General features: G+C 49.9%; 16 protein-coding genes and 2 tRNA genes. 16 read left to right on the forward strand and 2 right to left on the reverse strand.

Annotated elements, in window-relative coordinates; genetic code table 11:
* Positions 1-24 precede the first annotated feature (24 nt).
* The gene (locus tag ACR0QV_RS04150) at positions 25-1,131 is read right to left on the reverse strand and encodes a GMP reductase (protein ID WP_432634814.1); all 1,107 of its coding nucleotides are present in this window, start codon (positions 1,129-1,131) and stop codon (positions 25-27) included.
* A 172-nt stretch (positions 1,132-1,303) separates the two neighbouring features.
* Here ACR0QV_RS04150 and ACR0QV_RS04155 point away from each other — a divergent pair, with 172 nt between their 5' ends.
* The 4 genes from ACR0QV_RS04155 to ACR0QV_RS04170 all read left to right on the forward strand — a co-directional run bounded on the left by ACR0QV_RS04155 (position 1,304) and on the right by ACR0QV_RS04170 (position 3,965).
* Entirely contained in the window at positions 1,304-1,804 is a 501-nt protein-coding gene (locus tag ACR0QV_RS04155) for a type IV pilin protein (protein ID WP_432634816.1), read from the forward strand.
* Between the two features lie 14 nt (positions 1,805-1,818).
* A complete protein-coding gene (locus ACR0QV_RS04160; protein ID WP_432634818.1) occupies positions 1,819-2,295 on the forward strand; it encodes a type IV pilin protein in 477 nt (158 codons plus the stop codon).
* Positions 2,296-2,303: 8 nt separating this feature from the next.
* A complete protein-coding gene (locus ACR0QV_RS04165) occupies positions 2,304-2,852 on the forward strand; it encodes a type IV pilin protein (protein WP_432634820.1) in 549 nt (182 codons plus the stop codon).
* Between the two features lie 606 nt (positions 2,853-3,458).
* Entirely contained in the window at positions 3,459-3,965 is a 507-nt protein-coding gene (locus ACR0QV_RS04170; RefSeq protein ID WP_432634822.1) for a type IV pilin protein, read from the forward strand.
* Positions 3,966-4,012: 47 nt separating this feature from the next.
* On the opposite strand, the gene ACR0QV_RS04175 is transcribed toward ACR0QV_RS04170, so the two are convergent.
* The gene (locus tag ACR0QV_RS04175) at positions 4,013-5,854 is read right to left on the reverse strand and encodes a DUF885 family protein (RefSeq protein WP_432634824.1); all 1,842 of its coding nucleotides are present in this window, start codon (positions 5,852-5,854) and stop codon (positions 4,013-4,015) included.
* 202 nt (positions 5,855-6,056) lie between these two features.
* Here ACR0QV_RS04175 and ACR0QV_RS04180 point away from each other — a divergent pair.
* The 12 genes from ACR0QV_RS04180 to ACR0QV_RS04235 all read left to right on the forward strand — a co-directional run bounded on the left by ACR0QV_RS04180 (position 6,057) and on the right by ACR0QV_RS04235 (position 20,958).
* Positions 6,057-6,129 (forward strand) — tRNA-Lys (locus tag ACR0QV_RS04180).
* Between the two features lie 37 nt (positions 6,130-6,166).
* A tRNA-Leu gene (locus ACR0QV_RS04185) sits at positions 6,167-6,248 on the forward strand.
* 37 nt (positions 6,249-6,285) lie between these two features.
* Positions 6,286-7,575 carry a trigger factor gene (tig, locus tag ACR0QV_RS04190; protein WP_432634826.1) on the forward strand — a complete coding sequence of 430 codons (1,290 nt, stop codon included), beginning with the start codon at positions 6,286-6,288 and terminating at the stop codon, positions 7,573-7,575.
* 520 nt (positions 7,576-8,095) lie between these two features.
* The gene (locus ACR0QV_RS04195; RefSeq protein ID WP_432634828.1) at positions 8,096-8,359 is read left to right on the forward strand and encodes a hypothetical protein; all 264 of its coding nucleotides are present in this window, start codon (positions 8,096-8,098) and stop codon (positions 8,357-8,359) included.
* A gap of 54 nt (positions 8,360-8,413) precedes the next feature.
* Entirely contained in the window at positions 8,414-9,052 is a 639-nt protein-coding gene (locus ACR0QV_RS04200) for a hypothetical protein (protein ID WP_432634830.1), read from the forward strand.
* A gap of 790 nt (positions 9,053-9,842) precedes the next feature.
* On the forward strand, positions 9,843-12,449 hold the full coding sequence (locus tag ACR0QV_RS04205; protein WP_432634832.1) for a tetratricopeptide repeat protein: 2,607 nt from the start codon (positions 9,843-9,845) through the stop codon (positions 12,447-12,449).
* Positions 12,450-12,569: 120 nt separating this feature from the next.
* Complete coding sequence (locus ACR0QV_RS04210; RefSeq protein ID WP_432634834.1) at positions 12,570-14,486, forward strand: hypothetical protein; 1,917 nt, start codon at positions 12,570-12,572, stop codon at positions 14,484-14,486.
* A 14-nt stretch (positions 14,487-14,500) separates the two neighbouring features.
* Positions 14,501-16,132, forward strand: a complete 1,632-nt coding sequence (locus tag ACR0QV_RS04215) for a hypothetical protein (RefSeq protein WP_432634836.1) — start codon at positions 14,501-14,503, stop codon at positions 16,130-16,132.
* Positions 16,133-16,134: 2 nt separating this feature from the next.
* Positions 16,135-16,815, forward strand: coding sequence for a hypothetical protein (locus ACR0QV_RS04220; RefSeq protein WP_432634838.1), 681 nt, complete (start codon positions 16,135-16,137; stop codon positions 16,813-16,815).
* Entirely contained in the window at positions 16,815-17,531 is a 717-nt protein-coding gene (locus tag ACR0QV_RS04225) for a hypothetical protein (protein WP_432634840.1), read from the forward strand. Before ACR0QV_RS04220 ends, ACR0QV_RS04225 begins: the two co-directional genes overlap by 1 nt.
* 36 nt (positions 17,532-17,567) lie before the next feature.
* Complete coding sequence (locus ACR0QV_RS04230) at positions 17,568-19,145, forward strand: secretin N-terminal domain-containing protein (RefSeq protein WP_432634842.1); 1,578 nt, start codon at positions 17,568-17,570, stop codon at positions 19,143-19,145.
* 76 nt (positions 19,146-19,221) lie between these two features.
* Positions 19,222-20,958, forward strand: a complete 1,737-nt coding sequence (locus ACR0QV_RS04235) for a GspE/PulE family protein (protein WP_432634844.1) — start codon at positions 19,222-19,224, stop codon at positions 20,956-20,958.
* Position 20,959: the final 1 nt, after the last annotated feature.

Raw genomic sequence — 20,959 nt, forward strand, 5'->3', positions numbered from 1 at the left:
TTTACTTTCGGCTGAAATTTGCCTTTATTGTTCGTTGCCGAAAATGGTGTTTAGTTGGCGGTTCACTCGGTAGAAGGTGGCGCATTTGGGCATATCTTTTAAGCGTTTGGCGCCGATGTACGTCATACAACTGCGCATCCCGCCCAAAAGCGATAGCAGGGTGGGCTCAATCGGCCCGCGGAACGGCAGTTCCACCACTTTGCCTTCACTCGCGCGGTATTTCTTCATCCCGCCGTAGTGCTTGTCCTGCGCGTATTGGGAACTCATCCCGTAGAAAATTTTGTATTGCTTTTCCTCAATTTTCATAGCGCAGGTTTTGTCGTCAATCATATTCACTTCACCCGTTTGAAAGGCCTTGGTGTGCATTTCGCCGCCGCTTTCGGCGTGCCCGGCCAGCATACCGCCCAGCATTACAAAGTCCGCCCCGGCGCAAAAACTCTTGCATACATCACCGGGAACCGTGCAACCGCCGTCGGCGCAAATCATCCCGCCTACACCGTGGGCCGCGTCGGCGCACTCAATCACCGTGGAAAATTGCGGGCGGCCTACGCCCGTTAATTTGCGTGTCGTACATACAGAGCCCGGCCCGATACCTACTTTAACAATATCGGCTCCGTTTAAAATTAAATCCTCGCACATATCACCCGTAACCACATTTCCGGACATAATCAGGGCTTGCGGCCAGGCCTTGCGCACCTTGCGGATGTAGTTAATCAAATAGGGCGAATAGCCGTTGGCCACGTCCACACAGATGTTGGCGCAGAGTTTTTCGTTCATTACGCGGGTTAATTTTTCAAAGTCCGCATCCGATACGCCGGAACTGACAAAGAGCAAATCGTTGGAGCCGAATTCCTTGGCGTTATCCTTTAAAAATTGGATTAACTCTTCGGCGGAGTAATGCTTGTGCAGGGCGCTCATTAAATGCTGTTTTTGCATTTCGCGGGCGATTTCAAAGGTGCCGGTGGTGGCCATATTGGCCGCAACAATGCCCGTGGCGTTTATCGTGCGCGGGCACCATTTAAAGGTGTAGTTGCGCGTAACGTCCACTTCCGAGCGGGAAGCCAAGGTGGAGCGTTTGGGGCGCAGGAGTACGTCGCAATAGTCTAATTGGATATCGTCGTAAATTCTCATAAAATTCTCCCGGTTGGGGGAAAAACGGCTCTTCCGCCCAAACCGTTTTATATCATACAAAATTTAAGTGCCCAAAACGCTAAAAAACCTTTTGCCAGACGGCGGTTTTTTAGATATAATGGGTATTGTATTTAGCCTAAATACAACTATACTTTTTGTTAATGGAGCCGATATGAAAAAAGGGTTTACCTTAATTGAATTGTTGGCGGCTGTGCTGATTATGGGTATTTTGACGGCTGTTGCCTTGCCCCAGTACCGCCGCAGTTTGGAGCGCACCCGCGTGGCCGAAGCCTTGCAAATGCTGCCCAGCATTTATGACGCCCGGGAAAGATTGGTAACGGAAAACGGGTGGAGTTGGGGGAGCGGCGGTACTGCATCAAGTAATGTGTCTTTCAAAAAGTTGGATATGGAAATGAAGGGCCAGCAGGGGACTAAGGCGACTACTTGGGTAACGGATAATTTTACCTATAACTTGGCTGATAATTGCCTCGGAATTTTGTGTATCATAAATGCCGAACCAAATGTGTCGGCCAATATGTTGCGCGGGACCTACAAAGGGACGACTATTTATTATACCGGTAATGACTTTTTATGCTGCCCCGGGTCAGTGAGCGATTCTTGCGAACGTTTGAACGTAACTCAGGCAAGTAATTGCACTTTAAATCGTTTTTAAAAGGATAAAATAAAATGAATAAAAAAGGTTTTACGTTAGTTGAATTATTGGCAGTAGTGCTGATTGTGGCTATTTTGTCCGGCGTGGCTTTGCCCCAATACCGCAAGGTGGTGGAAAAGGCGCGCCTGTCGGAAGCGGAAAGTATGATGCGCGTGATTTACGATTCCAGCGAACGGTTAGCCGGGGAATTTGGTTACCGCAACTTTGTGGAAATGTATCAAAACAACGCGTCCAAGGCGGTTTTAAGCCGTATGGATATGTTTGATTCGTCCAATTTGCCCAAGGGGTGCTCTCTTTCGGGCAATACGCTTACCTGCTCCAAATTTATTTTTACGCCTTATGTGGTTAAAAACGGGCGCTATTTTGTGCAGGCGAAAAAGCGGGACAATCCCTATAAAGATACGTTAATTTTGTTTGACCGCGGCAATCAGCAACTTTATTGCTCGCCGGACGGCGACGCTTGCGATACCTATGGGTTGGATGTGTTATAGAGGCGATTATGAAGAAAAACTTGTTTAACGGCGGTTTTACGCTGGTGGAAATTTTGGTAGTGATTATGATTGTGGCGCTGCTCGTTACAATGGCAATGCCGATGTACGAAAAAACGGTGGAAAAAAGCCGTATGACCGAATCTCGCACGATGCTAAAAAAGATTTTGGAATCCAAACTGCGCACTTTGGATAATATGGACCGAACCAATTATTCAAGCGGCCTCTTTGGCTTTGAAAATTTGGACGTCAGCGTGCCGTGTATTAAGACTGATACGGGGGAGAAACTTTCCCGTTGTTCAGGGGCTGTCGTGTCCACGAAAGACTTTACCTATAAGTTGCTGCCGTCTGGCTCTATCCCGGGCGGTTCTACGGCTAATATTGTCAACGCGGTTTGCGCGGTGCGCCGCACAGGCGATTACGCGGGCGTGAACTTTTTGTTCTTGGGCGAGTTGGAAACGGACGCGAGCAAGAGCAAATTCTTTTGTAATAATGGTGGTGTAACCGATGGCTGTAATGTATATGGCTTGGACTCCACAGGTTCCGCTTGGTGCCGGTAAAGTAAAAATTATTTGTGCATATAAAAACCCCGGGTTTATTTAACCCGGGGTTTTTGCGTGTATTGGGGGAAAAAGGTCTGCTAGTGTGCGCCGCGCCGGGGGGCGTCATTCCCGAGTGTGTGCCGACGCGGAGCGTTCGGGAATCTGTTTTTGTTAAAAAAGGAAAACGACAGATTCCCGACTACGACCTTCGGGAATGACAACTTTCTAAAAAAAGGAAGTCATTCTGAACTTGTTTCAGAATCTACCTTATGGGTTGTTAGAAATAACAGCAACTACCAACGACCCAATCGGTAGATCCTGAACTAAATTCAGGATGACTTTTATTTTATAACAGCCTGTTTTATGGTGCTGTTGTGTCGTCATCCCGTAGTGTCTTTATACGGGATCTGTCGTTTGCCTTTGTCGTCATTCCCGAGTGTAGTAGTCGGGAATCTGTCGTTTCCGTTGTCGTCATACTGAACTTGTTTCAGTATCCAGCGCAAGAGAGTCGAGGCTCGGCTGGACCCTGAAACTATTAATAGACCCCGTACAGAAACACTACGGGGTGCCGCCTAGCGGAAAGGGCGGCAATTAAGGGTGACGGCAAAAAATGTTGTTATTTAAATGAGGGGGCATCCTGAACTTGTTTCAGGATCTACCGATTGTGTCGTTAGCCGTGGCTTTACCCTCATAGAACTTTTAGTTGTTATTCTCATCATCGGCATTTTGGCGGCAATGGCGTTGCCGGATTACCAGCGTGCCGTAGAAGTCAGCCGTGTGGGCGCGGCATTGGCATATAGCAAGGCATTTAGGGATTCGGTGGACCGTTATTATATGGCACATAACCGCTTCCCTACCAGCCCGGATGTGTTGGATATTGGGCTAAAAAATTGTCCTAAGAATTTTGGATGTTTTTATGGGCAGATGTCGGAGGGAAAACTTAGTGTTTACCGGCAAAACGGGCCCTTCTATTATGAAATTATTACCCGCTCTTCCGTTTCTCCCTATTTGCCTAATACTATTTATTGTGCGGCACACCGCAGTAACACAAAGGGCGTGGCGTTTTGCCAACATTGGGGGGACGACCAAACGCCGACGGCTCCTGATTATTTCCGTTCATTTGTACAATAAAAAATCCCCGGAGCAATATAAAGCCCCGGGGATTTTTTTTCTACATTTTATTTGTAAAGTCTTTCCAACTCTTCGGCCAATTCGTCGGGCGATACATTGCCGATTTTTAATACTTTATTGTGGAAGTCCGCCAGCGAGAACTTTTTGCCCAGTTTCTTGGCGTATTTGGCGCGCGCGCTTTCCAGCGCATCCAAGCCCGCCGCATAGCCCACGGCTTTTCCAGGGTTCAACGCAGATTCTTTAATAAGGGCTTCGGCGTCCTCTTGGGTGAATCCGTTTTCGCCTACCAAAAAGTCCATTGCGTCATTATAGGAATACTGGCGGCTTTGCAGGCGCATATCTACCAAGGCCGCGGCGGCCTGGCGGTAATTGTGCCACGCTAAAAACAGCAGTTCGTCGTCGGTTACGATATATCCGGCTTCGCTTGCCAGTTTGAGCGCGTATTCGTTCCAGCCGTCCGCCATACTTTGCGCCGGATAAAAGCGGCGCGCGGCGGATAAGCCCGCCGTTTTGGCGGTTTGGTAAAAGCGGCCCGGCACCAATTCCTTCGCGGTTAAAAGTTTGCGCGTCGGCGTGTTGTAATCACGCACGAGTTGCTCGGCTTTGGCGCGGCGGTTGCCGAAGGGAAGCCTAATGAAAAAGTCGCTCCGGCCGTTGTTGCCAAAGGGGGGCAAGAACAAATTGGCCTGCGTATAGGCATAATATTGCGGAAGCGGCTTGACCGCAAACGATACCTGACCCGCGGGCAGAACGCCGTTATCCGCCAAAAGGGCCGATACCTGGTTGGCCTCTTGCGTGAGCAAGGCGGGCAAATCGGTTTCCTCAGGCGCTTGGGCAATGCGTTTGGCTACCGTGTAAAAATCTTGCGCGGTCGGCGGAACAAATTTACCTTTTTTTGCCTTTTTTTCTTTTTTGACCGGTTCTTGTTTTTGTTCCTCTATGTTTAAACCGTCAATCACCGTTACTTCGGCTTCGTCTGCCGTTACGCCCTGCGCAAAGGGTTCCAAAGCCTTGGCCAGTTGCTTTTGCGAAGCCAAAAAATCTTGCGCAAAACGCTTTTCCAGTTTAGCCAAGGGTTCCGTGGTTTGATAGCGGTTCTTTAAAATTTTGGCGTAGGTTTCCTTGCCCAAGCGGAAATCGGCGGCCGATTCCTGCTGGGATTGTTCCTTAAATAAATCAAACATTTTTTTAATGGAGCGCTTGGCTTCGTTCGCTTGGTTTTTAATTTGTGCGGCGGCGATGTCGTCCTCGGCGTCCTGCACTAAAATATCCACCAGTTCATCAAAGGAAATATACGCGTAATACGTTTTTTCCATCGCCAGGCGCGCCAAAAAAGCGGAGGGGTTTACCAAATTTTTTTCCGCTTGGTCCGCTACATTTTTTAAATCGTTGAGCCGCGCGGTTAAATCGGCGCGTTGGCGGCGGGGGGAAGAAGCGGGTTTTAATACCACGTCATACACCGCATCTAACGCATCGGCGTAATACAGCGGGTCGCTCTGGGCGCGGTGCTGCTGCAAGGCAAAAATATCGTCGTCCATCGCCTGCTTTAAAAGGGTAAAATCGGCCCGTTTGGAAGGGGATAACTGCTTGGCGGAAATCTCGTCCAAGGTGTTGCGTACCGCACGCAAGGCGGCCAGTTGCGCGGCCTGTGCGCGGGGGGAGCGGTCGTTCAATTTGGCATTGGCCGAAGCGTAGCCTAACCGCCCGGCGCGTTCAGGTTCGGACGTAAGCGTTACGGAGGCGTAGCGGTTGGCCGCATCATCCAGGGCATTGTCCGTTAAAAGGAAATCAATATTTCCAAAGTCAAAGCCCGTTTGGGCGTTGGCGGCGGAAAAAGCAAAAAATCCGCAGGCACAGCCCAATACAGCAAAAAATACATTTTTTTTCATAAGTTCCTGTTTGGTAGTAAGGTAAACGCTCCCGGGGAGCGGACAAAGATATTGTATTTTTTGCGTGCGCGCTTTGTCAATTTAAAAAGGTTTGCTAAACGCGGTGAAATTTGTTACAATAAATTATCTTCAAACGGCCGTACATTTAATAAAGGTTTACCCGCAAGGCCGTTTTTGCTATAATCTAGTTATAACCCTTTCCGGGCCATTAGCTCAGTTGGTAGAGCAGACGCCTCTTAAGCGTAAGGTCGTGAGTTCGAGCCTCACATGGCCCACTTTGGATTTTCAAACATAAAAGAAGTGAAAAATATAGGACGGGTGGCGGAACCGGTAGACGCGTACGCCTTAGGAGCGTATGGAGCAATCCGTGAGGGTTCAAGTCCCTCTCCGTCCAGATTTTCGGCTATGCCGATACAACAGGAGTGAGTACGATGTCCATCTTCAAAACTGCCCAGGCCGGGGAAGTAAAAACCAAACAATTAGGCAAAGAAGGCTGCCGCGTTACGTTATCCGTGGAAGCCGCCCCCGAACTGGTAACTAAATGCTTTCAAAACGCCGCCGTGCAGGTGCAATCCCGCGCGCAAATGCAAGGTTTCCGCGCCGGTAGAGTGCCGCTTGACCTCGTTAAACAAAATTTTGCCGGACATATTAAAGAACGCGCCTTGGACTTGACCGTTAAAGCCGCTATCAATGCCGCTATTGCCGATGCCAAGTTGGATGCGGTGGCCGTTCCTACCCTCACCAAGGCAGATTTCGCCAATTTCAACGAAGGCAAAGCCTTCCCGTTTGAAATTGCGGTAGATGTCGCCCCGGAATTTGACGTAAAAGATTACAAAGGCATTGAAATTGCCAAAAAGCCCGAAACCGCTACGGACGCTGACGTAAACGAAAACCTCGCCCGCGTGCAGGATGCCAACGCCCGCTTGGAAAGCGCCAAAGACGGCGCCGTTATTGACGATAAATGCTATGCGGTTGTGCATTACAAAGGCCAGCGCAACGGCAAAGACGATTACAAATTGAGCGCCGACAGCGAATTGGTGGATATGTCCGCCCCGCAAACGATGCCCGGCTTGGCCGAAGCCATTAAGGGCCTCAAAAAAGGCGACGAAAAAGATTTTGAGTCCAAAGATGGCAAGGATACGATTTCCTTCCACGTCGTGGTGGACGATATTAAAAACAAACTCGTGCCCGCGTTGGACGACAGTTTCGCCAAAGATATGGGCTTTGACACCTTGGCCGCTTTGAAAGCCAAAGTAAAAGAAAGCCTGGACGAAGAAGCCAAACAAAACGCCCGCCGCGACGAAATCGCCCAAATTGAAAACCACTTGGTTAAAGCCAACGATTTTGCCTTGCCGCAAAGCCTGGTGGAAGAATATACGGAATCTTCCCTCAACAACTTTGTGCGCAGTATGACGCAAATGAAGCCCGAACAGTTAAACGCTGAACAGCGCAAAGCGTTTGAAGAACGCATCCGCCCCAGCGTGGAAAAGGACTTGCGCATTGGCTACATCGTGCACGCCATTGCCAAAAAGGAAAACTTGGAAGCCACCGAGGCCGACTGGAAAGCCGAATTGGATAAGAGCCTTGCTTCCAACACGCAAAATAAGGCCGACGAAAAGAAAATTAAATCTTTCTTTGACGAACGCAAAGCCCACATTTTGGCTACGCTTTCCGAACGCAAAGTATTTGATTTCTTGAAAGCCGAAGCGAAATATAAATAATTTTGCTAAAAACTGAAAATTGAAACTACCGCCCCGCTTGGATTTTTCCCCGCGGGGCGGTGCTTTTTATATAGGGTATGCTGTTGTTACTATTGCCGTGTGTCGTTGTCGTCATCCTGGAAAGTCAGCCGGCGCGTAGCGTTCCCAGATCTGTTGTTATTAAATAAGGAGTAGATTCTGGACAGAAACCTTCCAGAATGACTTTTTATATAACGGCAAACTACCCGAGTGGTAGATTCTGAAAACCCTGCGGGCCGCCAGTTCAGAATGACGCTCTTGTTTTATTGTGCGGTTTTGTCGTCAGCCCGTAGTGTTTTTATACGGGATCTGTTGTTATAAAAATTGGGGTCATCCTGAACTGGTGGCCCGCAGGGTTTTCAGGATCTACTGCTTGGGCTGTTGGTCGTGGTCGTCATCCTAGAAAGTCCGTCAGCGCGGAGCGCTGTCGTTTTTCCTCTTGTTTTTGGAAAAAAATAAATTATAATATAAATGTATCTCTGTTTTTTAACGGGAGTATTTTATGAAAAAAACCTTATTTTTATTTACCCTTTTGTTGGCGCCGTTGGCTGCGTCTGCCGCCAGCGCGAACAAAATGACGATGGTAACCTATTTCCCTGTGCCTTACGTGGCGTACAGCCAGGTGGACGTAACCAAGCAAATGGATATCGGCCTGACGAGCGCCTGCCAAATGAACTTGGGCTGTACAGCGGACGAGGGGTTCAGCACGGGCAAATCCTTACGCGTGAACAACGCGCTGAACATCGCAGGGGGCAAATTGGATTGAAACGATGCTCCTGCTATTGCCGGGGCGACAGCCTTCATTGGTAGTGGCAACGGTGTGGCGGATTTTGATTTTGACACTAATCTGCGCGTAGCCAACTACAAGCAGGGCTATACAATGCAGGCGGACAATATGTATTTGAGCGAACTGACTTTGTTCGGCTATAAATTCCCGGCTTGCATTGGTGAAACGATGAGTTGGCAAAAGTTAAAACTCAAAAACAAGGAAGAAGTTTACTTGGTTTGTGGGGAGGCTGAAAAGGGTTCCTGCGACCCCCCGGCAGGGGAGCCGACTTCGGAACCTTGTGATTCTCCTGCGACGGGAACCAAAACAAGGACTTGGAACTACGACACTTGCCAATGGAACGCGTGGAATTTACTGAACTGTCGTTTAGATTTAGATAAAGATAAAACTTATACCTGTACACTGACGAATGAGGGCTATACTGCTATTATGCCATATAATACGACTTGTCCGGCTACTTGTGCTATAAATGCTACCACAACAACGGCTGACAACAGAAGCCCTTTCTTGTCTAGTGGGGGAAAATTGGTTACGACCACTAATGTAATTGTGTCGCAATGTAATAGTTCTACCGTTGGGAACACTTGTAAAGTCGGAGCAGTAAAGGCAAAGCCTGATGCTCCATCGGATCGCTCCTACTATTGTCCGACTTATACTTGTCAAGAAAAATAGTTTTAAAAAATACCGGGGGCGGTTTTATAATCCCCGGTATTTTTTTGCCTTTTTATGGGGTAGGGTCTGCATATAAACAAACTGGATCCCGGGTCCACGCCCGGGATGACATCTTTTTTGCGGCGTTGTTTGCCTTTTGCCGTCATCCTGCAGCGTTTGTTAGCACAATAGGGTTAAAATAAAGCCGTCGTCCTGAACTTGTTTCAGGACCTACTGCTTGGGCCGTGGCCGTTACCGTCATCCCGTAGAGTCTTTATACGAGATCTGCTGTTGTCGTTGTTGTCATTCCCAAAGAGTGGGCGGCCCGCAGGGTGTCGTCATTCCCGAGTGTCGTAGTCGGGAATCTGTTGTTGGTCGTTGCTCTCCCCTTACAAAACGACAGATCCCCGACAGAAACCTTCGGGGATGACGACTAAGAGAGAAAGGTCATCCTGGATAGTTAGCCGGCGTGGAGCGTCCCAGGATCTGTTGTTATTAAAAAAGAGGAATACGACAGATACTGGACAGAAACCTTCCAGTATGACTATTATTTTTATAAACGGCAAACAACACAATCGGTAGATTCTTGAGCCCTGCGATTTGCCAGTTCAGGACGACGCCCTTGTTTGTTTTTTGTCGTCATCCCGTAGAGTCTTTATACGGGATCTGTTGTTGTCGTTTTCTTTTTTAAATAACGACGGATTCCCGACTACAACACTCGGGAATGACAACCTTTTCTAATCTAATTCTGCCCCTTTACCTTGCACGCGGTAAAAAACTACAATATAATAAACCTTTTTATGGACTTTTTATGCTAAATTTAATCAAACCCGAAAAAGAAACTATCTATATGAAGATTATCCGCGTGCTGCTGGCGATGTGCTTCCTCGTCGTGCCGCTCGTGTTTTTTACCGACCTTACCGCCAACCCGTTTTTTGTGCAAAATACGCTGTTGTATGTGCTGTTGGCCCTTATTTACGGCACCTTGGCGTTCCGCTTTCTGCGCTTAAAGGATATTGATTTTACCAAAACGTTTTTTGATTTGGCCTTTTTTGTCTATGTGATTGCGTGCGTGGTGGGGTGGCTTTCCGCCGTTTCGTCCGCTCCGCAGGCCCTGCGCCAAACAATGTTTTACGGCCTCCTAAACTACGGCACTTTGCTCGGCATTGTGGCCTTGGGGGCGTATGTAATCAGCAAAAACGTGGTCTTTTCGGGGGTGATTGAAAGCAAAACCAATTATATTTTGCTGTTTTTGGCGTGGGGAGCGTTGTGGTACTTTTTGCCGATGCTCAAAACGCACATCGCTTCCGATGGTCTTTTTGCGCAAATGTTTGACTGGTACGCGCTTGTGTTGTGGGGGTTGGGTGTTTATTTGGGCGTGCGCGTGCTAAAAAAACTCACGCAGGAAAATATTTTGGTACTGATGTTTGTCGCCGTGTTTTTGGCCTGCTGTTACGGCGTATTGCAAGCACTTGGGCTTGAATTTTTATGGCCGTTTGAAATCAACCAATTTGCCACCAAGGCCTTTTCCACCTTTGGCAATCCGAACTTTTTGTCCTCGGCAGTGGTAATGCTGTTGCCGTCGCTATTGGTGTACTATATGCGCACGGACAGCAAAAAGGATTTTGTCGTCTATGGTCTGTTGGTCCTCGTGTATATTTTGTTCTTGTCCTTTGGCGTGGCGCGTTCGTGTTGGTTGGGGGCCTTGTGCGGGCTTATTATGATGTGGATGTTCGGTACGCTCCGCTCGCTGATTTGGCAGCGCAAAGGCCGCGTGTTTCTGCTGGCCCTGCTTGCCGTAGGCGTAGGCTGGGGCTCCGTGTATATAGACGGCGCTTCGGCTAACCGCCCGGTGGCCACGCGCGCCAAGGAACTCGCGCTCGTTACGCCGTCTAACATTACGCTAAACATTGATAAGGACCATATCTTCCAGTCGCTCCACCAGCGTTTGTTTATGTGGGATGTTTCAAAGGAAATCTTTTTGGATCGCCCCGTAATGGGTAGCGGGCTGGGTAATTTCCAAATGGCCTTTGAGCAAAACCAGCCCAAAACCTTGCTCCATTATCCCAATTTGCGCGAACTTAAAACCATTACCAATGCGCCGCACAACGAACTGTTCTTCCAACTGGCGCAGGGGGGAATTGTCGGTTTAGGCTTGTTCCTCTTTATGTTTATGGTGCTTTTTTTGGAAGTACGCGACTTTGCCGCCCATAAAAAAGAGGGCGATAAAAAGCAACTTTTGCAGGCCTTATTTTGCGGCATTTTGGGGATGCTGGCGGACAATATGTTTAACATTTCCTTGCACGCGGTGGTGCCGGCGTTTATCTTTTGGTGGATTGTAGGGGCCGAAGTCAGCGGCGTAGGCAAGGAAGAGCGCAGTGTGGTGATTACCGTCAACCCGGTTACCAAAACCGTTGCCTTGGCCGTTTTAGGCTTTTCTGTGGCCGTTATTGCGTGGCAGGGCCTGTGGCTGGCAAGCGAGTACCGCGCGTTTTTAGGCCAAAAGGCCGTGGCGGTTAAAAATTATCCCGCCGCCGTGGAAAACCTTTCCCGCGCGTTAAAATTGTACCCGGCCAATACCGAGGCAGGCTTCCGCTTGGGCAATGTTCTTTTGGCGCAGGGCAAGTATAAGGATTCCTTGGCCGCCTTTGAAAAAACGATTTCCGCGGCTTCGTATTACGAGGAAGTCTATTTCCACGCCGCCTTGGCCGCCTTGGGCACGCACGATAACAAAAAGGCCGTGCATTATTTAATGGATAATTTAAAACTCCACCCGTACAATTTGCAGGCATATCTAATGCTTTCGCAACTGCTGGATGAAGATGTTATCTACGCCGATGAAAATGCCTTGTCGTTGGTGGAACGCGGGTTAAAACTCTTCCCGTATGAGCCTGTGCTGTGGCGCTTGGCGGGGGAAATCCACCAAAAACTGGGCGATACCGAATACGCCAAAAACGTCTATAAGCGCGGCCTTACCGTGGATACATTAGATAAGGAACTCTTGGCGCGCTTGGACGCCTTGTACGGCAAAAGCAAGGATAAACCCGCCATTTTGGCGCAGGCGCGGCAGTTGCAACGCTACCAGGAAAAGGCGGACAAATTTGAAAAAATGTCCGAATTTTACCAGCACCGCTTGCGCAGTGATGTAGAGGCGTATATCAAAGAGTACCCCGAGGATACCAACGGGCCGATTTTACTGGCGCGCATTTTGTCTCTTTCCGGCAACGATATCAAATCCAAAGAAGTTTTGGACCAGTTGCTCGCCGAACACCCGGACGATTTGTGGGCCAATATCGCGCTTTCTACCCTCTACCGAAAGGCGGAGGATGTAAAAAACGCCAAACGCTGTTTGATGGATGCGCTGTTTTATTATCCGCAAAACGCGGTGGCTACGGCGCGTTTAAAAGCGCTTGAATAAGGGCAATTTTCCGCGTTTATAAAAAATGCGCTTTACAAACCGCGCTAAATTGCTATAATTCTATTATCTGTGTGTTGCAGGGTGAACCCATTATTATCGCAAGGGACAGGAAAATCAATAATGAAAACAAATAAAATATTCAGTTATTTGACCGTTTCTTTCTTATGCTTTTTATTGACGGGGGGAACGCTGGTTTATGCGGCCTCGCCCGCCAAGCAGTTGGCAAAAGGTATCTCGCTGTATGAAAAAAATAAAGACAGCGAAGCAATGGACTATTTTATTGACGTGATGGTTCACGGCGATAAAGACCAAGTAGCCGAAGCCAATAAATATGTGGAATTAATCCATAACCGTATCGGCGGTATTCAAACCCCGGTGGAAGTGGATGTTAATTTTAAAGAAGGCGAGGTAAAAACGCTGGACGACGTAGCCACCGACGCTGTGGCCGAAGCCCAACAGCAGGCGCAAGCCGCCGCGGCCGAAGCGCAAGCCAAGGCCCAAGAGGTCCAAGAACAAGCCGCCGCCGCCAAAGCCGGTTTAGTAAACGACGTGAACGCCCAACAACAGGCGTTGACGGACCGCATTGAAGCGCAGCGCTTAGCCGCCCAAGAAGCCGCCGATACGGCGCGCCAAAACGCTTTGCAGGCCGCCGCGGACGTGAACGAAGCCGCTGTGGAAGCCACCACCGTGGCCGGGGCCGCTGCTGCCGCCGGAACGGCTGTTCAAAATGCGGATGAGCAGGCTATCGCCAACCAAACCCAGGCGGTAACGGATGCCGCCCGCCAGGAAGGCACGCTGACCTCGTCGGCTGATTCCACCTTTACCGATTTAACGTCCCCCGAAGCGGTGGAAGCGCGCGATTTATATACCAACCAAAAGTTGGATTCTATGACCGCAGCCGCCATTGAAAAAATCAATGCCGCCAAGGGTGTGCACCTCTATTTCCGCGACAATATGCCCGATGCCTTGGACATTGACGCCGATGTGCTTTTTGACGGAAATAAATTCCGCCCCGAAGCCTTGCCTCTCTTAAACAGCATTTACGAAATGTTGGCCTTGGTGCAGGGCGCGGGCTACGTTATTTTGCCGCCCGGCTCTTACACCGACGACGTAACCCTTTCCGGTATCCGCCAGGCGATGGCGCTTAACTCTTATTTTGTCAACCGCGGTATTTCCCAAGGCAAATTGCATTACAACTTGGGCCTTGCCGACCAAGAACCGCCGGCCCGCTTTGCTAATTTGAACGGGCTTGCTATCGTGTTTGACTACACCGCCAAATTGCCGACCCGTATGGAAAAGAACGAAGGCAACGAAAAAGCCCCTCTGCTCAGTATGGCGATTGTGCCCCAATGCCACGCCATTGACCGCGCGTTGGGCGAAGCGTACGCGGTGGATTTCTCCGTATTGGAAACGGTAAACCCGATTGACAACTGGCTCTTGCAGGTCGTCCAGCACGGACGCGACGGCAACTATTACGTCGTCCGCCAGTTGGAAGGCTTTACGCCCGTTTATCACCAGATTTTGTGGAACGGACGCAAAGGTATTATCGGGCCGGAACTCCCCTGCGGCAAATACACCTTGGTATTGACCGCTACGGATTTGAAGGGCCAAAAACAAACCTTGCGCCGCCGCGTGATTGTTAAATGCTCGGCGCAAAAGAAAACCGCTTCCGCTTCTTGCGGCACCTCTGCCTGCCAGACGGCGGTAACGGGCGATGAACTTTGCCCCTCTTGCAATTATAAAACGGAACGCTTGTGGACCAAACCGACCCGCACGATGGGTGCTTCCCACGCAACGGCGGAACAGCCGGTAGAAACGCAAGCCCAAACGGCGGCCCCCGCCGCGGACGTAACCGCGCCCGCCCCGGTGGATACGCCCGATACGCTCGGTACGGCTTATCCGTCTGCCCAGCAGTCCTATTCTCCGTATGATACCCCGGCGGATGCGCAAGCCTATGGCACGCAGCCGTCCACCGCTCCGGTAAATAATCCGTACGATATGCCGTACGAAGATTACGGCACCGGAAGCGCTAACTAATCCCCGAGGTGAGTATGAGCAGCAGTCTTGCTAGTATTACGGAAGCGTTAATCGGCCAAAATATGAATGCCCACCCGGATTGTTTGGGTATCTATATTGGCATTGACGAAATGTATGTGGCGCAAACCACCAAAAAAGACAGCGGAACCGTGCTGGAATCTTTGGTGCGCGTGCCGATTAATTCCGTAGATAAAACTTTATTAAAACCGTTAGATTTGAACGAAACGTTCTTTTCTATGGACAGTTGGTTGGAATCCCTCAAAAAAGTAACGTCTAAAAAGAAATGGAAAACCAACCGTGTGGTGGTCAGTTTGGCTTCGTCTTTCTGCTTACTGCGCCACTTTGTTATCCCGGCCGCTATTGAGCGCAAAATGTGGAAGAGTTCCATCCCGCTCCAAGCGCGCAAGTATATTCATTTCCCGTTTGAAAAAGCGGAATATGCGTATCACGTCTATGAATTTGAAACCGCCGCGACCAAGCAAAAACGCCTGGGCGTGGTGTTTGCGATGACCACCAAACTGATTATTGAACGCCTGCGCAAGGGGTTGAAATCGGTGGGGTTGGAACTCGTATCTGTGGAACCGTCCAGCCTTTCTTTGGGCCGCGCATTTAATGACAGCGACAAAGAAGCCGTGGGCAACGGCGGACGCATTTATTCCTTCTTCGGCAAAGACTTGGCGAGTTTCGTTTTCTTAAACGAAAACGCCCCAGTCCTCTTGCGCGAAGTGGAAATTTCGGGTTCTCTGCCGGCGGAACGCCGCCGTTTTGAAATCACCAACTGCACGGAATTTGTGGCCAAACAGTTGGAAAAGGACCCGTTTGAAGAAGCCGTTATTGTGGGTACGGATGTGGACCCGTGGATTCCCGCGCTGGAAGCCGACTCCAAAAAGCCGGTGCGCAAATGGAATTTAAGCGAGGTTTACGGCATTGAAACGCGCTCGGCGGGGGAAATTGCCGCCATTGGCGCGAGCATCAAATTTCACGACCATAAAACCCCGGATTTGGACTTTACCAAAGGCAACCGTTTGAGCGATTACGAATTTAACGCCAGCCTGACCGCTTGGAAAGTGGCCGCGGTGCTGATTGTTATTTTGTTGCTCCTTATCGGCAAAGGCTATTTGGGTGTAAAGAGCGCCGAGAAAAATCTCCGCCAAACCAAGGCTTCCGCCACGCAGACGATTGCCGATTTTGACGGCTTAACAGCCAGCCAAATCCAAAGCAATTTGAGCAAAATGAAGAGCCAAAACTCCAACTTAGAGCAAATGTTGCAGTTTGACCATATTATTACGCCCGTCATTATGGAAGTGGTGGACACGATTCCGCAGGAAATGTGGATTACCAAATTTTCCTATACGGACCCGTTCCCGGCCAAGGGCGGCGAAGCCCGCAGCATTGTGCTGGAAGGGGCTATTAAAACCGGTAAAGACGGCCGCGCCGATTTGGCCTTGGGCAACCAGTTTAGAGATAACCTCGTACAACAGCCCAATTTCAAAAAAATCTGCGGCGAAAAAGCCAACATCCGCTATCCGAACGTAGCGGGTACGGCGGGCGGTAACTCGTCCAGAGGCGATTCCTCTGCCGCTACCGGCACGGAAACCAGTTTCGTATTCACCTGCGGACGTCAGCAGCAGGAAGGAGGTCGCTAATTATGGCAGCAGATATGAAGGAAAAAGCGGCTAAAATGCAGGAAAACCTGAAAAAAGGTTTCCAAGACATCCAAACGGTGGCGCAGGAAGGGAACGTAAAACTCTTCGTCAAACAGTTTGTAGCGGTGCTCGTGGTGTTTTTGCTGTTGCGCTATGCCAACGGTAAATTTGACGAGAAAATCCGCAATTTCAACGGACAGGTTGATGCTATCCGCGTCCAGCAGACCAGCGAACAGGAATACCAGGCCAACAAGACGAAACTTTTGTCCTTGGAGCCGAAATTCCCGGACATTGAGTCTAAAAATGAGTGGTTGCTCAGCCAGATTTTGGGTATTTTTAAGGCCGCTAATGTAACGCCCCAAATTGAGGGCCAGCAGACCGAAGATACCAGCAATTCCACCTTTGTGGCCGCTTCTTTGCGGGTGAACAGCGAAATGGGTTTCACTCCGTTTGCCGAGTTCTTGGCGGGCATTGAAAACTTGGATGAATACATTAAAGTTACCGAGTTTGCCATTGCCAAACAGCAGGAATCCAGCAAATTGGGTGTCAATAAAGTGTCTATGCGCTTTAACACCATTTTCCCGAAGGAAAAAATTGCTAAGGGTCTCTTTAAAGATTATGATAAAATAGTCAAAGAGCAACAGGCCCAAAAAGCCTCCAAGAGAAAGGGAGGTAAAAAATAATGAAGAAACTCATTTGTTTATTTACGCTTTTGGCTTTTGTCTGTGTGCCGTTTGCACAGGCGCAAAAAAACGCCCGCAAAGGCCGCCGTGCCGCCGCCAAGAAGGATATGACGGGTACGGTCGCCCCGCAAGCGCAAAAGGCCTTGGCTGCGCAGGCGGATGTGTCCGTGGAGGCCTTGCCGCAAGAGGCTCCCGTCGCCGTGCCTACGGCAATGCCGGAAGGCGCACAACCTGTGCCGCCGGCTGTGGGTGAAGCCCCGGTGGCTCCGGCCCAAGAAGGGGAAGGCTTTGTGGCTCCGCGTGAGGAAGTGGCCGAACAACCCGAAGAAGCCGTGGCCCCGCGCGTGGTGTATAACCCCAAATCCCGCCGCGACCCGACCTTGTCGCCCGACGACTTTTTGCTTTTGCAATACCGCGAGCAACAGCGCTTGGCCGCTTTGGAAGCGGAACGCCAGCGCAAATTGGCCGAAGAAAGACGCAAACGCGAGGAAGAAGAACGATTGCGCCAGTTGGAACTCGCCCGCATTAAAGACCCGACCCGCGAGGTGAGAAACCGCATTAAAATCGGCGGTATTATCGGCCAAGAAGTATTTATCGGCAGTAAGATTTACACCGTAGGCAAGAGCATTTACGGCGCGCGGATTGTGGAAGTCCGCCCCGATTCCGTAGTGTTTTCTTACAAGGGTCATAAATTTGTTCGTAAAATGCAGTTGTAATAATCAAATCATTTAGGAAAAATTATAGGAGGATAGATGACAAATCGTTTAGCAGTTGCGCTGGCGTGTGTGGCGGCTGTGAGTTTGGGCGGCAATGCTTTTGCCCAGAAATCCCGGCAATCCCTGCCTAGCGACAACACTATCGCTGTAACAGAAGATACGACGGTAAAGTTGAATGGCGAAAGCGATCTGTACAAAGAAACCGAAGAGTCCTCGCCTTTGGACCGCAAAGTGTCTATTCGCGTTTCTAACGTACCGATAGCGGCGTTCTTGAACAGTATCACGACGCAAGCCAAAATCAACTTTATTATGAGCGAGGAATTCGCCAATAAAAAAGTAACGGCTTCGCTGACGCGCGTAACGGTGCGTGAAGCGTTGGATACGCTTCTGCGCGTGCAAGGGTTGGCTTATCAGCGCATCGGCAAGAGCGACAGTTACGTTGTAACCAAACGCTCCAATGATGCCCCGGATACGATTACTAAGATTTATACCCTTAGTTATATTTCCCTGCAAGGCGTTGGTTCCGCGCAAAGCGAACTCAACAGCATTATGCCGCAGGACGTATCTTCCAGCAGTTCTTCCAGTTCGTCCGATTCTACCGGGTTGAACTTGGGCGGCTCCTCCTCCGGTACGGGTTCCGACTCTTACAGCGGCGGTGCTGAAATTACGGCGATTGTAAAGAGTATGCTCTCCCCTGTGGGTAAAATTGCCGTGGACCCCCGCACGAATAAGTTGATTATTACCGACGTGGCCGAAGTCTTCCCGCAAGTGGAAAACATCTTGGCCGAGTTGGATATTAAACCCCCGCAGATTTTGATTGAAGCGCAAATCGTGGAAGTCAGCAAGACGAGCGGTTTGAGCCTCGGCTTTGAATATGGCGGAAGCGATGGCGCGATGGTTTCTATGACCGGTCCCAAACGCAAAGTGGACTTGGAATATATTAAAGGCCAAGGCGTGAAAGGGTGGAATTATATCTTCCCGAGCAAGGACCAGTTGAATAGCGATTCTTCCTCCGGCTCCGGATCTGGGTCTAGTTCTTCTTCTTCCAGCGACGAAGGCGAAGATGAAGGCGGTTTGTTGGACTTCTCGGCCTTTAACATTGTGCTGAAAAGTTTGTTGACCCGCGGTGAAGCCAAATATTTGGGTAAACCGAAAGTGGTAACCTTGAACAACAAAACGGCCACCATCACTACCTCTACGGACGCCACCGTCGGCCAGACGATGAGCCAATCCGGCAGCAGTTCCGGTGAAGGGATGACCACCACCTCTGCGGAAAGAAAACGCGTCGGTCTTACCTTGCAGGTTACCCCGCAGGTAAACCGCGAAGGCTATGTAACGCTCTATGTTCAGCCCTCGTATTCCGACTTGGTGAGTTCCGGCTTTGACTTCTCCAAAGATACCACCACCCGCGCGGCCTCTACCTTGGTCCGCGTGAAGAACGGCCAAACGGTCGTTATCGGCGGTCTGCTCACCTCGCGTGAAACGGACCAGACCCGCAAAGTACCGCTCTTGGGCGATATCCCGTTGTTGGGCTGGCTGTTTACGAGCAAGACCAAATCTAAAAGCACCACCGACTTGGTCATCTTCATCACCCCGACCATTTTGGCGGAATAGTTAATATCTTTAACCTGCCCCCGGTTTGCGCCGGGGGCGGGCAGTATCAAAAGCAACCAATACAGAGGATTAGGAAATGGCAAAACAGTTAAGTGAGATTTTGGTAGAACAGGGCACGTTAAACGAAGAACAAGTAAAGCGTGCGATGTTGTTCTCCAAACAAAACAACGTAACGTTCGCGGAGGCCGTGATTAAATTCGGCTTTGCGTCCGAAGAAAAAGTAACGGCGGCGCTCTCCAAACATTTTGCGGTTCCCTACGCTTCTAAGGAAAACGGCATTTTGGTGCCGGAAAAAGAGCAGAATTTGCAGGAAATCATCCCTGAAAAATTTGCCCGCGAAAATATGGTTATCCCGCTGTTCGTGGAGGACGACTCCCTCGCCGTAGCGGTGCTGGATCCGACGAACGTGTTCTTGCTGGAAAACATCAAAATGATGTCCGGCAAGCAAGTTCAACCCTTTTTAGCCAGCAAAAGCCAACTTTTAAACGTAATTGATTCTTTCTATTCCAACAAAAACCTATTGGAAGAAGTAATGAACGAAGCCGCCAAACCGCAGGTAGAAGTTTCCGGCGAAGACAGCGACGACGATGTGGATGTGTCCGGCTTCTTGGACTTGGATAAGGTTTCGCCAAACGCTTCACAGTATGTAAAGCAGGTAAACGCTATTTTGCGCCAGGCCATTACGGAACGTACGTCTGATATTCACTTGGAACTGTTTGATGCGCGCGTGAGTTTGCGCTTCCGTATTGACGGTTCCTTGTACGAACGCACGGCCCCGGCCAAAGAATCCGTAAACGCGATTATTTCCCGTATTAAAATTTTGTCCAAATTGGACATCGCGGAAAAACGCTTGCCGCAGGACGGCAGTTTTACTATCCGCTACCAAAACCGCTCCATTGAAGTCCGTGTATCTGTCTGTCCGACGGTATATGGCGAAAAACTGGTGCTTCGTATCTTGGATAAAGGTACGAGTGAAATGAACGTGGATAAACTGGGCTTTGAACCGGACCAGAAGAAAGCGTTCTTGGACGCGGCCAACTTGCCCCACGGGCTGATTTTCTTGACGGGTCCTACGGGTTCCGGTAAATCTACTACGTTAAACGCGGTACTGACCACGATCCGCACACCCGAGTTAAACTTTATGACGCTGGAAGACCCTGTGGAATACAAACTGGCGGGTATCAGCCAGGTGCAGGTTAAGCCGGCCATTGGCCTTACGTTTGCGGCGGGTTTGCGTTCGTTCTTGCGTCAGGACCCGGACGTTATTCTGGTGGGGGAAGTCCGCGATAACGAAACCGCCGAAGCCTGCCTGAAAGCGGCCTTAACCGGCCACTTGGTGCTTTCCACGCTCCACACCAACGAAGCCTTGGGCGCCGTGCCCCGTTTGATTGATATGGGTATGGAACCGTTCTTGCTCGCGTCCTCTTTGGCGTTGGTGGCGGCGCAGCGCTTGGTGCGTATCCTGTGCCCGTACTGCAAGGTACCGCACAGCCCCGATCCGGCCACTTTACAGCGCATTATTAAGGAAGGCCATTTGAATCCCAAGGACCAAAACTCTTGGACGTTCTTTAAATCGGTCGGCTGTCCCAAGTGCTTTGGCACCGGGTTTATGGGCCGCCGTGCAATTTACGAAGTATATCGTATGACGGAGGAAATGCGTAACATTATTTACAAAACGCAGGACCTCGTGGAATTAAAACGGGCGGCGGAACGCTCCGGCTCGCTCAACCTGCGTGCAAACGGGTGGCATAAAGTTATCCGCGGGCAGACGACAGTAGATGAAATTTTGAGTATTACCACATCAGACGAATAAT

Origin of the sequence: Candidatus Avelusimicrobium sp., assembly GCF_050873505.1 — a bacterium.
Taxonomy (GTDB): Bacteria; Elusimicrobiota; Elusimicrobia; order Elusimicrobiales; family Elusimicrobiaceae; genus Avelusimicrobium.